Annotated in this window: 10 protein-coding genes and 1 riboswitch; of the genes, 5 read left to right on the forward strand and 5 right to left on the reverse strand. The window is 65.4% G+C overall.

The window, feature by feature from the left end; translation table 11 throughout:
* The first annotated feature begins 28 nt into the window (after positions 1-28).
* Genes AC3WLX_RS20535 through AC3WLX_RS20545 form a run of 3 tightly spaced genes read left to right on the forward strand, consistent with a single transcriptional unit; the run spans position 29 to position 3,037 of the window.
* Positions 29-1,012: a hypothetical protein gene (locus AC3WLX_RS20535; RefSeq protein ID WP_492337363.1), complete on the forward strand. Its 984-nt coding sequence runs from the start codon at positions 29-31 to the stop codon at positions 1,010-1,012.
* 10 nt (positions 1,013-1,022) lie between these two features.
* Positions 1,023-2,021 carry a hypothetical protein gene (locus AC3WLX_RS20540; RefSeq protein WP_492337364.1) on the forward strand — a complete coding sequence of 333 codons (999 nt, stop codon included), beginning with the start codon at positions 1,023-1,025 and terminating at the stop codon, positions 2,019-2,021.
* A gap of 41 nt (positions 2,022-2,062) precedes the next feature.
* On the forward strand, positions 2,063-3,037 hold the full coding sequence (locus tag AC3WLX_RS20545; RefSeq protein ID WP_492337365.1) for a hypothetical protein: 975 nt from the start codon (positions 2,063-2,065) through the stop codon (positions 3,035-3,037).
* Positions 3,038-3,178: 141 nt separating this feature from the next.
* Here the strand turns inward: AC3WLX_RS20545 and gcvP are convergent, their stop codons facing one another.
* The 3 genes from gcvP to gcvT all read right to left on the reverse strand — a co-directional run bounded on the left by gcvP (position 3,179) and on the right by gcvT (position 7,752).
* Positions 3,179-6,046: an aminomethyl-transferring glycine dehydrogenase gene (gcvP, locus tag AC3WLX_RS20550; RefSeq protein ID WP_492337900.1), complete on the reverse strand. Its 2,868-nt coding sequence runs from the start codon at positions 6,044-6,046 to the stop codon at positions 3,179-3,181.
* A 178-nt stretch (positions 6,047-6,224) separates the two neighbouring features.
* Positions 6,225-6,593 (reverse strand): glycine cleavage system protein GcvH, encoded by a 369-nt coding sequence (gcvH, locus tag AC3WLX_RS20555; protein ID WP_492337366.1) that lies wholly within the window; start codon positions 6,591-6,593, stop codon positions 6,225-6,227.
* A 10-nt stretch (positions 6,594-6,603) separates the two neighbouring features.
* Positions 6,604-7,752, reverse strand: a complete 1,149-nt coding sequence (gene gcvT, locus AC3WLX_RS20560) for a glycine cleavage system aminomethyltransferase GcvT (RefSeq protein ID WP_492337367.1) — start codon at positions 7,750-7,752, stop codon at positions 6,604-6,606.
* Positions 7,753-7,894: 142 nt separating this feature from the next.
* Positions 7,895-7,985: riboswitch (glycine riboswitch) on the reverse strand.
* A 223-nt stretch (positions 7,986-8,208) separates the two neighbouring features.
* Here gcvT and alaS point away from each other — a divergent pair.
* Both alaS and AC3WLX_RS20570 read left to right on the forward strand, forming a co-directional pair.
* The gene (gene alaS, locus AC3WLX_RS20565) at positions 8,209-10,887 is read left to right on the forward strand and encodes an alanine--tRNA ligase (protein ID WP_492337368.1); all 2,679 of its coding nucleotides are present in this window, start codon (positions 8,209-8,211) and stop codon (positions 10,885-10,887) included.
* 6 nt (positions 10,888-10,893) lie between these two features.
* Complete coding sequence (locus AC3WLX_RS20570; protein WP_492337369.1) at positions 10,894-12,120, forward strand: cyclic nucleotide-gated ion channel; 1,227 nt, start codon at positions 10,894-10,896, stop codon at positions 12,118-12,120.
* Between the two features lie 4 nt (positions 12,121-12,124).
* On the opposite strand, the gene AC3WLX_RS20575 is transcribed toward AC3WLX_RS20570, so the two are convergent.
* Together AC3WLX_RS20575 and AC3WLX_RS20580 are read right to left on the reverse strand one after the other, a co-directional pair.
* The gene (locus AC3WLX_RS20575) at positions 12,125-12,628 is read right to left on the reverse strand and encodes a DUF3455 domain-containing protein (RefSeq protein WP_492337370.1); all 504 of its coding nucleotides are present in this window, start codon (positions 12,626-12,628) and stop codon (positions 12,125-12,127) included.
* A 98-nt stretch (positions 12,629-12,726) separates the two neighbouring features.
* Entirely contained in the window at positions 12,727-13,941 is a 1,215-nt protein-coding gene (locus AC3WLX_RS20580) for an NADP-dependent isocitrate dehydrogenase (RefSeq protein WP_454645910.1), read from the reverse strand.
* Positions 13,942-14,002 lie beyond the last annotated feature (61 nt).

Below are 14,002 nucleotides of genomic sequence, written 5' to 3' on the forward strand. Positions count from 1 at the left end.
TTTTGCGTTGCGTCGATCAGGTGGGGCGATGAGGCGGCTGATCTTGACCGGCTGGGGCGGGGGGAGTGATCTCGCTCGATCGGGTTTGGCGGAGATCGTCATCCCGTTCCATTTTGAGTTTGAATGGGGACCGCTCCCGTACGCGGAGAAGCTCTCAGCTTATTTGGCTGCCTACACCCCAGAGCTTGGCCATGCCGAACATTGGTCGGATTGGGTCAGCTGGCCCCGGGGCGCCCAGGGTCGCAAATTGTCGCTGGCTGAGTTTTGCGAGCCGTATGATAAGATCGAACTCTGGTTCGGAGCGGCTCCCCGCGACCAGCTGCAACTGGCCTGGTTGCTCGATCACCTCGGCAGTTATCCCGCACTGACACGGAAGCTCGGGCTGCGATTGCTGGGCTCCGACCTGTTTTTCAGCCCCGATTATGATTTCGCCAAGAGCGCGCCTCATATTCCTGTCGTAGGCGTCGCTGCGGAGGAGTTCGAGACTGCCACGTCGGCGTGGTCGGCCTATCGCGCGCCAACGCCCGAGGCTTGCATGGATTTGCTTCACCGCGATCTGAGTGCTCTGCTGATGCTGCGGCCGGCTCTGCTCGATCTGCTCGCGGAACTGCCGTCACCCCGGACCGGGCTTGGTGCGACAGAGATGCGATTTCTGGAGATGCTTGCCAGAGGGTTTGCCAACACGAATGGATTGTTTCACCTGCGCTCGCAACGGCGCACCTATGTGTTCGGAGAGTTCGAGCTGGGCTCGTTGCTGGAGGGGCTCGCGCTTGGCCCGAGACCGGCAGTGGCCGGATTGGGTGATGAGCTGCGCACGATCGATCCTGAGAATTTGAGGGCTCGGCATGAAGTCTATCTGCGCAGCCGGCTGTCCCTGACCGAGTTCGGCAAGGCTGTCTTGGCGGGCCAGGAAGACTTCAGCCGCCATAATCCGATTGATCGCTGGTGGGGCGGCACGCATCTGACCAACGATCGGCTGTGGCGCTACGGTACTGTCCTGACGAAGCCGTGAGGAGACCGACGTGACGCGGCTCATTGTGACGACAGACTCGTCCGCCGCCAGCGCGATACAACGGGCCGGCCTCGCCGACCGCGTCATTGCGTTGGAGCGTCGCCTCGTCCGGGGACCGTCGCCTACCGAAACGGAATGCGCGGCATTGTTCTCCCCGCGCACGGCTCAGCCAAATGGCCTGCACTGGCTCGACGATACGCCGGTTTGGCGCCTGAAAGGGTCTGGCACGAAGGGGCGCGGACTGATCGATCTGTTGTCCGAATGCGACTCGGCCGAACTATGGATGGGGCCGGAGCCGAACGCACAATTACTTCTGCTCTGGCTGCTCGACCATTGCGGCGTCGAGAAAGCGGTATTTTCCAAGCTCGCGATACGTCGCCTGGACCTTGCCGTGGGCGATGTCGCGCCAGAGCAATTGGCCAGGATGAACCCGCCGATGGTCAGGCTCACGCAAGACCATCTTGAACTCGCCGCTCGTGCGTGGCGCGCTTATCGTGCGCCGACGCCGCTGGCCTGGAACGACCTTCTCGCTACGGATTTGCGCTTGCTTCCGCAGCTCGAGCCTTGCGTCGTCGCGCTGCTCGAAGAGCTTCCGAACGTGAGCAGCGGCCTTGGGGCCACGGAAACACGGATATTGCAACTGATCGCACCGGGCGAGGTGCAGCCCTTTGACGTCTTCCCCGGACATCAAAAGCCCAACGAGCGGCGCGTCTTCGATTACTGGGAGGTGGGCGCGTTGCTTGATGAACTTGCGCGCGGCCCGGTGCCGGCCGTATCCGGCTTGGAGGACGGACCGTTCACGCTGACCATGCATGATGATGCCCTCCGTCATACGCGTTACAAGCAATCCCGGCTGTCGCTCACGGATTTCGGGAAGGCCGTGCTCGCAGGAGACCAGGACTTCCGCAGCCATAATCCGCTTCGGCGCTGGTGGGGCGGCACGCTTCTCACCCATGAACGGCTGTGGCGGTGGGACGGCGAAAGCCGGCTGTTGATCGCTCCCGACTGACGCGTGTTCACCCGTATTGCTCATCAATTTGAGAGGCGATCATGTCAGGTCTGATCCTGACCACCAACGATCGTGCGGAAGACGTGCTACGCCGGTCGGGCCTGGCGAACGTCGCGCTCGGGTTCTATCCGCGTTTTGTCTGGAGGAAACTGCCTTCCGACGAGCGGCTTTTGAGGGGGCTGGAGCGCCGATCGGAAAAGCACTGCAATCCCGGCGATCATTGGCTCGATGAAGTTTGTCGTGAATCGCTCGACGATTTCGGCACGCGCGATATCGGTTTCTTCGAGCTGTGCGCGAAGTTCGACTCGATCGAAATATGGGTTGATCCACAACCCAACGATCAGCTGGTGCTCGTCTGGCTGCTCGACTTGCTTCGCCCTTACAAGGAGATCACGACCAAGCTGAGCCTTGTGCATGCGGACGATACTATTGGCAACTATGCTCCGGAGTCCGTCGCAAAATGGAAGCTGCCGGCCTTCAAGGTGACGGAGAACCATTTGGTGACGGCAAGCCGGGTCTGGCGGGCCTACCGGGCTGAAACGCCGGAATCCTGTTTTGATCTGCTGATGACGGATCTGATGATCATGCCGAGACTTCGACCAGCGCTCATCGCGCTGCTCGAAGAGCTTCCGGACAGCATTGCGGGCCTCGGTGCAACTGAAATGGATCTGCTGGATTACGTGAACGATGGGCAAACCGACCCAAGGCTCGTCGAGAACGCGCGATGGATTCGCGATGTATTCGACGAGAACGACGCGCGTGACGCTTTGCTCGAATTGGGGGCCTATTCGGCGCCGCCGCTCTTGTTGGGCGATCCGGCGTTCGACAATGAGGATCGTTACTTCGGCAGGAGCGAATGGATGCTCACGCTGACTGAACTCGGGCGTTCACTGCTCGCCCGCGAAGACGACATGTGGTGGCACAACCGAATCCATCGCTGGTGGGGCGGGACGGAGCTCACCAACGAAAAGCTCTGGCGATGGGATCGCGAAAGCCGGCTGTTGGTGGCGCCTTAGGGCAGATTCGCAGGGTGGATTCGCCAAAGGCGCAATCCACCACTGTTCGTATCTGCGGACACAGAAGAGGTGGGTTACGCCGCGCAACTGCGCTTTGTGCAGTCGCGCGGCTAACCCACCCTACGCGACCTTCGTCGCGTCCTACTCCGCGGCTTGCGCGTAATCGCTGACCGGCGGGCAGGAGCATACGAGGTTGCGGTCGCCGTAGACGTTGTCGACGCGCCCCACAGGGCTCCAGTATTTGTCGGTGCGCGAGACGCCCTGGGGGAAGCAACCCTCGGCGCGGGTATAGGCGCGATTCCAATCATCGTCCGCAATGTCGTGCACGGTGTGCGGGGCGTGACGCAAGGGCGAAGCCTCGATCTTGAACCGGCCGGATTCGACATCGGCGATCTCCTTGCGGATCGCGATCATGGCGTCGCAAAAGCGGTCGAGCTCGGCCCTCGATTCCGACTCGGTCGGCTCGATCATCAGCGTGCCCGGCACCGGGAAGCTCATGGTCGGGGCATGGAAGCCGTAATCGATCAGGCGCTTGGCGATGTCGTCGACGGTGACGCCCGATGTCGCCTTCAGCGGACGGGGATCAACGATGCACTCATGCGCGACGCGGCCCTTCTCGTTCTTGTAGAGCACCGGGAAGTGCGGATCGAGACGCGCTGCGATGTAGTTGGCGTTGAGGATGGCGATTTCGGTGGCGCGCTTCAGGCCTTCGCCGCCCATCATCAGGATGTAGATGTAGGAGATGGTCAGGATCGATGCCGAGCCGAACGGCGCGGCCGAGACCGGGCCGACCGGAGCGTCGGCCTTCGTCACGGGATGACCCGGCAGGAACGGCGCGAGATGCGCCTTGACGCCGATCGGGCCCATGCCGGGGCCGCCGCCGCCATGCGGGATGCAGAAAGTCTTGTGCAGGTTGAGATGGCTGACATCGGCGCCGTAATCGCCGGGCCTGGACAGGCCGACCTGCGCGTTGAGGTTGGCGCCGTCCAGATAGACCTGGCCGCCATGGCCGTGGACGATGTCGCAGATCTCGCGGATGTGCTCCTCGAACACGCCGTGGGTCGAGGGATAGGTGATCATGACCGCGGCGAGATTGTTCGCATGCTTCTCCGCCTTGGCGCGAAGATCATTGACGTCGACGTCGCCGTTCTTCTCGCAAGACACGACCACGACGTCCATGCCGACCATCGCGGCCGACGCCGGATTGGTGCCGTGGGCGGAGGAGGGGATCAGGCAGATCTTGCGGTGGCTCTCGCCGCGCGATGCATGATAGCCGCGGATCGCGAGGAGCCCGGCATATTCGCCCTGCGCGCCGGAGTTCGGCTGCAGCGAGATCGCGTCATAGCCGGTGATGTCGCACAGCCACTTCTCGAGCCGCGCGAACAGCGCGTGGTAGCCGGCCGCCTGCTCGCGCGGCACGAACGGATGCAGCGAGCCGAATTCCGGCCAGGTCAGCGGCATCATCTCGGTGGTCGCGTTCAGCTTCATGGTACAGGATCCCAGCGGGATCATGGCGCGGTCGAGCGCAAGGTCGCGATCGCTGAGCTTGCGCATGTAGCGCAGCATCTCGGTCTCCGAGCGATGCGCGTGGAACACGGGATGGGTGAGGAAAGCGGTGGTGCGCTTCAGATCGTCCGGCAGCGCCTCGCGCGTTTCGGCATCGATCTCGGCATAGGCAAGAGAGCCGCCGAAGGCGCGCCAGACCGCCTCGACCGTCGCAGGCGTCGTGGTCTCGTCGAGCGCGATGCGAAGAGCCATGTCGCTGATGCCGAGATTGATCTTCTCGCTTGCCGCGCGCGCGACGATCTCGGCGCGCTTGCCGCCGGCATCGACGCTGAGCGTGTCGAAGAAGCTGTCTGATTGCGGCGCGAAGCCGAGCTTGCGCAGGCCGCTGGCGAGCACGGCGGTGCGGCGATGCACGTTGCGGGCGATCTGGGTGAGGCCTTCGGGACCGTGATAGACCGCATACATCGAGGCGATCACCGCGAGCAGCACCTGCGCGGTGCAGATGTTGGAGGTCGCCTTCTCGCGGCGGATGTGCTGCTCGCGGGTCTGCAGCGCAAGCCGATAGGCCGGCGCTCCACGGGAATCGACGGAGAGGCCGACGATGCGGCCCGGCAGCGAACGCTTCAGCGCATCGCGCACCGCTATGTAGGCCGCATGCGGCCCGCCATAGCCCATCGGCACGCCGAAGCGCTGGGCCGAGCCGATTGCGATGTCGGCGCCGAGTTCGCCGGGCGATGCCAGCAGCGTCAGCGCCAGCAGATCGGCGGCGAGAATCGCGAGCGCGCCCTTGGCCTTCAGCGCGGCGATGGCGGGCCTGAGGTCGCGCAGCGCGCCGGAAGAACCCGGATATTGCAGCAGCGCACCGAGCACGTCGGCCTTGTCGAGATCGGTGAGGGGATCGCCGACGACCAGGGTCCAGCCGAGCGGCTCGGCGCGGGTGCGCATCACCGCGAGCGTCTGCGGATGCACGTCCTTGTCGACGAAGAAGGCCTTTGCCTTCACCTGGGAGTGGCGCTCGGCCAGCGCCATGGCTTCGGCGGCGGCGGTGGCTTCATCGAGCAGCGAGGCATTGGCGACGTCGAGCCCGGTGAGGTCGCAGATCATGGTCTGGAAGTTGAGCAGCGCTTCCAGCCGGCCCTGGCTGATCTCGGGCTGATAGGGCGTGTAGGCGGTGTACCAGGCCGGGTTCTCCAGGATGTTGCGCTGGATCACCGCGGGCAGGATCGTGCCGGAATAGCCTTGGCCGATCAGCGAGGTGAACACCTGGTTCTGACGCGCAAGCTCGGTCATGTGCGCGATCGCCTCGGTCTCGCTGAGCGGCTTGCCGAGGTCGAGCGGGGCCGCCTGCCGGATCGAAGCCGGCAGCGTCTCCGCCATGAGCGCGTCCACGCTTCTAGCGCCGACGGTCTCGAGCATCGCGGTGACATCGCGCGCGGAGGGGCCGATGTGGCGGCGGACGAAGGAGGCGGCGGTGTCGCCGTTGGTCTTGCGGTGCGCGGTCATCATTGGGTCCTCGCTAAAAGTCATATGTCTTCGCCGTCATGCCCGGGCGTAGCCGTCTGAAGGACGGCGTCGCTTCGCTCGCCTATGTCCCGGGCATCCACGTTCTTCGTGCCGTGAGAGAGACGTGGATGGCAGGGACAAGCCCGGCCATGACGATGTGGAAAGATCGCGCGTCATCTCACGCCGTGTGTGCCTTGTACGCAGCCTCATCCATCAGGCCGCCGAGCTCGCTTTTGTCGGCGATCCTGATCTTGAAGAACCAGGCCTTGCCTTGCGCGTCCGAGTTCACCAGCGCCGGCTCGGCCACGAGCTCGGCATTGGTCTCGAGCACTTCGCCGGTCACGGGCGCGTAGACGTCGGACGCCGCCTTGACGGACTCGACGACCGCGGCGGCTTCGGCCTTCTTCAAGCTCCGGCCGACCTTGGGCAGGTCGACGAACACGACGTCGCCGAGCTGCTGCTGGGCGTAGTCGGTGATGCCGACGGTGGCGACATCGCCGTCGATCGCCAACCATTCGTGATCAGAGGTGTACAGCGTGGTGGTCATCGTGGGGTCCTCAGCGTTTGTAGGTGTTCTTCACGAAGGGCATGGCGGCGACCGCGACCGGCAATCGTTGGCCGCGCACCTCGGCGAACAGCTTGGTGCCCAGCGCGCTCGATGCGGTGGGCACGTAGCCCATCGCGACCGGCGCGTTCAGGCTGGGGCCGAAGCCGCCCGATGTGACCTGTCCGATCGGCTCGCCGCCGGTCTCGTTCGCAAACAGCGGTGCGCCTTCGCGCACCGGCGCGCGGCCCTCGGCGCGCAGGCCGACGCGGCGGCGCGGCGCGCCGCCGTCGAAATGGGCAAGGATCTTCTCGGCACCGGGGAAGCCGCCGGCGCGCATCCCGCCGGAGCGGCGGCTCTTCTGCACCGACCATTCCAGCGCGGCCTCGACCGGCGTGGTCGCGGTGTCGATGTCGTGGCCGTAGAGGCAGAGCCCCGCTTCCAGCCGCAGGCTGTCGCGAGCCCCGAGACCGATCGGCAGCACGTCCGGATCGTCCAGCAGCAGCTTGGCGAGGTGTGTGGCGTCGCCTGATGGAGCGGAGATCTCGAACCCGTCCTCGCCGGTGTAGCCGGAGCGCGAGACGAAGCATTTGATACCGGCGACCTCGTGCGGGCCGGCATCCATGAACGTCATGGCCGCGGCCTCTGCACAGAATTTCGCCAGCACGGCTTCCGCCTTCGGCCCCTGCAGCGCGAGCAGGGCGCGGTCGGCGAGGGGCTCGATGATGCAGTCGCCGGACAGATTCGCGCGCAGATGCGCCTCGTCAGCGTCCTTGCAGGCGGCGTTGACGACCAGGAACAGGTGATCGCCGAAATTGGCGACCATGAGGTCGTCGAGAATGCCGCCCTCGGCATTGGTGAACTGGGCGTAGCGCTGCCGTCCCGGCGCGATCGCAACGATGTCCTGCGGCACCAGCCGCTCCAGCGCGCGGGCGGCGTCCTCGCACTTGCCGGATTTCGGCAGCAAGCGGAGCTGGCCCATATGGGAGACGTCGAACAGGCCGGCCTTGGAGCGGGTATGGAGGTGCTCCTTCAGCACGCCCGCGGGGTACTGCACGGGCATGTCGTAGCCCGCGAACGGGACCATCTTGCCGCCCAGGGATACATGGAGCTCGTAGAGCGGCGTACGTTTCAGGGCGGCTTGGTCGTGCGCTGGCATCATGGGACCCTCGGCGGTTCCCCGGGGACGATTCCCCGATGGACACCAGTCGAAGCCCCATCTGTCGCTGTGCCTGAGAGTATTATCCCGTCGGCGGACGCAGTCCGGGTCTTAAGCCCGTCGGCGCCTCTTTCCAGATGCTGTCAAAGCCACGCGGTCCTTTTGCCTGAGAGTTTCCGGGGCGGTTGCTCCTTCGGCGCCGGCTGCCTAAAGCCGGTCTCTCCCGACGTGGCCGTACGATACAGATGGGTACAGATCACAGGGGAGCCAAGCCTGTCAACGCGGCACTGGCGCCTTTCAACGGGATTGCGCTGCTGCGGCAACCCTCTGATCTGTCTGCACAGTTTCTGGACAGGAAAGCTGGCCTTGTCTAAAAGCGCATTGGCCCGCAGATATCAGCCTTAACGTTCCGGTTCGGACGGCAGGACAGCGGGTCCAAGCACACCCGATTGGATGAACATGAGCGGCGTCAACGAGATCAGGTCGACCTTTCTGAACTTCTTTGCCGAGAACGGCCACGAGATCGTGGCGTCCTCGCCACTCGTGCCGCGCAACGACCCGACGCTGATGTTCACCAATGCCGGCATGGTGCAGTTCAAGAACGTCTTCACCGGCGTCGAGAAGCGGCCCTATCAGCGCGCCACCACTTCGCAGAAATGCGTGCGCGCCGGCGGCAAGCACAATGACCTCGACAATGTCGGCTACACCGCGCGCCATCTCACCTTCTTCGAGATGCTCGGCAATTTCTCGTTCGGCGATTACTTTAAGGAGCGCGCGATCGAGCTCGCCTGGAAGCTGATCACGACCGAGTTCGGCCTGAAGAAGGACAAGCTGCTGGTCACGGTCTATCACACCGACGACGAGGCGGCGGGGCTGTGGAAGAAGATCGCCGGCTTCTCCGACGATCGCATCATCCGCATCCCGACCTCGGACAATTTCTGGGCGATGGGCGACACCGGTCCGTGCGGCCCGTGCTCGGAGATATTCATCGACCGCGGCGAGCACATCTGGGGCGGGCCTCCGGGCTCGCCGGAAGAGGACGGCGACCGCTTCCTCGAATTCTGGAATCTCGTGTTCATGCAATACGAGCAGGTGACGAAGGAGGAGCGCGTCGGCTTGCCGCGTCCCTCGATCGACACCGGCATGGGCCTGGAGCGCATGGCCTGCATCCTCCAGGGCGTCGAGAGCGTATTCGAGACCGACCTGTTCAAGAACCTGATCGACGCGACCGCGTCCGCGCTCGGCAGCGGCCCGACCGAGCAGACCGTCGCCTCGTTCCGCGTCATTGCCGACCACTTACGCTCCTCGGCCTTCCTGGTCTCGGACGGCGTGCTGCCCTCGAACGAGGGCCGCGGCTACGTGCTGCGCCGGATCATGCGCCGGGCGATGCGTCATGCGCAGCTGCTGGGCGCCAAGGAGCCGCTGATGCACCGGCTGGTCTGGGCGCTGGTCCGCGAGATGGGCCAGGCCTATCCCGAATTGATGCGCGCGGAAAAGCTGATCGAGGAAACGCTGCGGCTGGAAGAGACCCGCTTCCGCAAGACGCTGTCGCGGGGCCTTGCCATTCTCGACGAGAAGAGCGCGGGCCTTAAGAAGGGCGACATGTTCGACGGCGACGTCGCCTTCACGCTGTACGACACCTACGGCTTCCCGCTCGACCTGACCCAGGACGCGCTGAAGTCGCGCGGCATCGGCGTCGACCAGGCCTCGTTCACCGACGCCATGGAGCGGCAGAAGGCCAAGGCGCGCGAATCCTGGAAGGGCTCGGGCGAGGCCGCTTCCGAGGCGATCTGGTTTCCGCTGCGCGAGAAGCTCGGCGCCACCGAATTCCTGGGTTACGAGACCGAGAGCGCCGAGGGCGTGGTCTCCGCGCTGGTCAAGGACGGCGCCGAGGTCACGAGCCTGAAGGCCGGAGAGACGGGCGCGATCGTGCTGAACCAGACGCCGTTCTATGCGGAGTCCGGCGGCCAGGTCGGCGACACCGGCGTGCTCTCGGGCGAGGGCGGCATCAAGGTCCGCGTCACCGATACGCAGAAGAAGCTCGGCGATCTCTTCGTCCATATCGGCACGGTCGAGAGCGGCGAAGTCAGGCTCGGCACCGCGCTGCAGCTCGAGGTCGATCATTCCAGGCGCTCGACCATCCGCGCGCATCACTCGGCGACCCACATCATCCACGAGGCGCTGCGCCAGGTGCTCGGCGATCACATCGCCCAGCGCGGCTCGATGGTCGCGCCGGATCGCCTGCGCTTCGACTTCGTGCATCCGAAGCCGATCACGGCCGAGGAGCTGTCGCGTGTCGAGGACATCGCCAACGACGTGGTGCTGGAGAACGACGAGGTGACCACGCGCATCATGGGCGTCGACGAGGCCCGCGAGGCCGGGGCGCGCGCGCTGTTCGGCGAGAAATACGGCGACGAGGTCCGCGTCGTCTCGATGGGCAGGACCGCGCGTGAGCGCGGCGCCAATATGCTCGGCTGGTCGGTCGAGCTCTGCGGCGGCACGCATGTGCGGCGCACCGGCGACATCGGCCTGATCACGCTGACGGGCGAGAGCGCGGTGGCCTCGGGCGTGCGCCGCATCGAGGCGCTGACCGGAAATTATGCCCGCCGGCACGCCAACGAGACCATGGCGCTGGCGAAGACCGCGGCGGGCGAGCTGCGCACCTCCGTGGACGACGTGCCGGCGCGCATCGCCGCGCTGATGGAGGAGCGCAAGAAGCTCGAGCGCGAGCTCTCCGACGCCCGCAAGAAGCTGGCGATGGGCGGCGGCGCAGCTGCGAGCAACGGCGCGGCGAGCGGCGTGCGCGAGGCCGGTGGCGTCAAGCTGATGGCGCGGGCCGTGGAAGGCATCGAGATGAAGGATCTCAAGAGCCTCGCCGACGAGGCCAAGAAGCAGATCGGCTCCGGCGTCGTTGCCATCGTCGGCGTCACCGAGGATGGCAAGGCCGGTGTGGTCGTGGGTGTCACGCCGGACCTCACCACGCGATTCAACGCCGTGAATCTGGTGCGCATCGCCTCCGAGGCGCTCGGCGGCAAGGGCGGCGGCGGCCGGCCCGACATGGCGCAGGCCGGCGGCCCCGACGGTGCCAAGGCGTCCGAGGCGCTCGCGGCGATCGAAAAAGCGATCGCGGGCGCGTAAGCCGGCATGCGCCCCGTTCCGCGCGGACGTGGGCTTCGCGATCCCGATCTGCGGGATCGCCTCTACGAATTGCTGGAGCACGATCCGCTGGCCTATTCGGCCGGGTCGCGCTTCATCCAGTTGATCATCGGGGTCATCGTGCTCAATGTGGCCGCGATGATCCTCGCCTCGGTGCCGGAGCTGGACGCGCGGTTCGGCGCGCTGTTCGCGGGCATCACCATCCTGTCGGTGATCGTGTTCGCGCTGGAATATGCGGCGCGGCTGTGGACCGTCGCCGGCCACACCCAGCGCAAGGGCTCGGCGCTGTCCGACCGGCTCGGCTATGCCTGCTCGGCGCTCGGCATCATCGACCTCATGGCGTTCCTGCCTGCGGCGATCGTGCTCGCCACCGGCGAGCATGCGACGCTGGCGGCGCTCGGCGTGCTGCCGTTCTTCAAGCTGATCCGCTATTCCCCGGCGATGCGCTCGCTGCTCGCGGCCGTGCATGCCGAGCGTCGCGCGCTGATCGGCTGCGTGGTCATCCTGATCGGCGCGGTGCTGACCTTCGCCTCGCTGCTCTACGCCATCGAGCGCGACGTTCAGCCCGACAAGCTCGGCACCATCCCGCAGGCGATGTGGTGGGCGATCGTGACGCTCGGCACCGTCGGCTATGGCGACGTCGTGCCGGTGACGCCGCTCGGCAAGTTCGTCTCGACCTTCGCCATCACCGCCGGCTTTGCCATGATCGCGCTGCCGGTCGCGATCATCTCGACCGCCTTCGCCGAAGAGGTGAAGCGGCGCGATTTTGTGGTCACCTGGGGCATGCTGGCGCGGGTGCCGCTGTTCTCGCACCTCACCGCCGCGGAGATCGCCGACATCATGCGGCTCTTGCGCGCGCGCACCATCGAGCAGGGCGAGGTCCTGGTCCGGCGGGGCGACGCGGCCTCGTCGATGTATTTCATCACCGCCGGCGAGGTCGAGATCGCGCTGCCGAGCCAGCATGTGCGCCTCGGCGACGGCACCTTCTTCGGAGAGATCGCGCTCTTGCACAAGACCAAGCGCAGCGGCACGGTGACGGCGACGCGTAAGACGCGCCTGCTCGTGCTCGACGCGCAGGATTTTCACGCCTTGATCGAGCGCATGCCGACACTCGCCGACCACGTTCACGAAACCGCCAAGGCAAGGCTCGCCGACACCGGCGATCTCGCGCTGGCCGAGCTGGCGCAGGCCGAAGAGCAAGGCGCCGACCGGTGAGCGGTCAGCCTTTCTTCAGGAACACATAATCGGCTGCGTAAGGCGCGCTTCTGAACTCGCCGGCCTTGTCGCAGGCGCCGGCGAGCTGGCCGCCATAGGTGTGGATGCGCTGGACGGTGGTCACGGGCGTGAGCACGCCGCTGCCGCGGTGAGCGATGACGTCCAGCTTCAGCCAGGGAATGTCGGCTGCGGTCGCGCCCGGCGCGCTGCCGACGGCTTTGCCGGTCACCGCGCTGCCGTCGGCGTGCTCCCAGTTCGGCCCGGCATAGTGGCGGCCGATGGTCTTGCCGTCCGAGAGAAGCGTCGCGATCGGCTCGCGGAAGGCCCAGGCGAGCTTGCCGTCGGCGCCGGCCTTGCACTCATAAACCTGCGCACCCTCGGCGTGGACGCTGAGCACGACGGTCTCACCCGGTGCGGCGATGGCCGCGGGAAGCCGGTCTGCGGCTCTGGCTTGCCCCGCCATGGCGGCGAGCAAGAGCAGGCATGGGATGGCTGGCTTGATCGGCATGGTCGCTTCTCCGCGCGAGGGCCATGGAAAAGAAAAAGGGCCACGCTTGGCGTGGCCCTTGATCATGCCTGGCCCAGTCGGGCGAAATTGCGGACGGCTCAGGCCGCCAGCTCTTTCGTCAGGTTCTCGGCGACCTTGTCGAGGAAGCCGGTGGTCGAGAGCCAGCGCTGGTCGGCGCCGACCAGGAGCGCGAGGTCCTTGGTCATGTAGCCGGCCTCGACGGTGTCGACGCAGACCTTCTCCAGCGTGTTGGCGAACTTCGCCAGCTCGGCATTGTTGTCGAGCTTGGCGCGGTGGGCGAGGCCACGGGTCCAGGCGAAGATCGAGGCGATCGAGTTGGTCGAGGTCTCCTTGCCCTTCTGGTGCTCGCGGTAATGGCGGGTCACCGTGCCATGAGCGGCTTCGGCTTCCACGGTCTTGCCGTCGGGCGTGAGCAGCACGGAGGTCATGAGGCCGAGCGAGCCGTAGCCCTGCGCGACGGTGTCGGACTGCACGTCGCCGTCGTAGTTCTTGCAGGCCCAGACATAGCCGCCGGACCATTTCAGCGCCGAGGCCACCATGTCGTCGATCAGGCGGTGCTCGTAGGTCAGGCCCTTGGCGTCGAAGTCCTTCTTGAACTCCTTGTCGAAGATCTCCTGGAAGATGTCCTTGAAGCGGCCGTCATAGACCTTGAGGATCGTGTTCTTGGTCGACAGGTACACCGGGTAGCCGCGCAGCAGGCCGTAATTGAATGAGGCGCGGGCGAAGTCGATGATGGAGTCGTCGAGATTGTACATTCCCATCGCGACGCCGGCATCGGGGGCCTTGAACACTTCCTTCTCGATCACGGTGCCGTCCTCGCCGACGAACTTCATCGACAGGGTGCCCTTCCCGGGGAACTTGAAATCGGTGGCGCGGTACTGGTCGCCATAGGCGTGGCGGCCGATGATGATCGGCTTGGTCCAGCCGGGAACCAGGCGCGGCACGTTCTTGCAGATGATCGGCTCGCGGAAAATCACGCCGCCGAGGATGTTGCGGATGGTGCCGTTCGGCGACTTCCACATCTGCTTGAGATTGAACTCCTTCACCCGGGCCTCGTCCGGGGTGATGGTGGCGCACTTGACGCCGACGCCGACCTTCTTGATCGCCTCGGCCGCGTCGATCGTGACCTGATCATTGGTGTGGTCGCGGTATTCCATGCCCAGGTCGAAATAGAGCAGCTCGACATCCAGGAACGGGTTGATCAGCTTGTCCTTGATGTACTGCCAGATGATCCGGGTCATCTCGTCGCCATCGAGTTCGACGACGGGATTGGATACCTTGATTTTTGCCATGATCGGGGAAGCCTCTTGGGAACGGCGCTCGTCGCGCGCCAGCTGGAATATCCGCCGCCTC

The sequence above is a fragment of the Bradyrhizobium sp. FW305-F6 genome, assembly GCF_058782905.1.

Coding starts and splice junctions, on each gene's coding strand:
- gcvP (WP_492337900.1), bottom strand. CDS start 6,046: ATGACCGCGCACCGCAAGACCAACGGCGACACCGCCGCCTCCTTCGTC.
- AC3WLX_RS20580 (WP_454645910.1), bottom strand. CDS start 13,941: ATGGCAAAAATCAAGGTATCCAATCCCGTCGTCGAACTCGATGGCGAC.
- AC3WLX_RS20545 (WP_492337365.1), top strand. CDS start 2,063: ATGTCAGGTCTGATCCTGACCACCAACGATCGTGCGGAAGACGTGCTA.
- AC3WLX_RS20535 (WP_492337363.1), top strand. CDS start 29: ATGAGGCGGCTGATCTTGACCGGCTGGGGCGGGGGGAGTGATCTCGCT.
- gcvH (WP_492337366.1), bottom strand. CDS start 6,593: ATGACCACCACGCTGTACACCTCTGATCACGAATGGTTGGCGATCGAC.
- alaS (WP_492337368.1), top strand. CDS start 8,209: ATGAGCGGCGTCAACGAGATCAGGTCGACCTTTCTGAACTTCTTTGCC.
- gcvT (WP_492337367.1), bottom strand. CDS start 7,752: ATGATGCCAGCGCACGACCAAGCCGCCCTGAAACGTACGCCGCTCTAC.
- AC3WLX_RS20570 (WP_492337369.1), top strand. CDS start 10,894: ATGCGCCCCGTTCCGCGCGGACGTGGGCTTCGCGATCCCGATCTGCGG.
- AC3WLX_RS20575 (WP_492337370.1), bottom strand. CDS start 12,628: ATGCCGATCAAGCCAGCCATCCCATGCCTGCTCTTGCTCGCCGCCATG.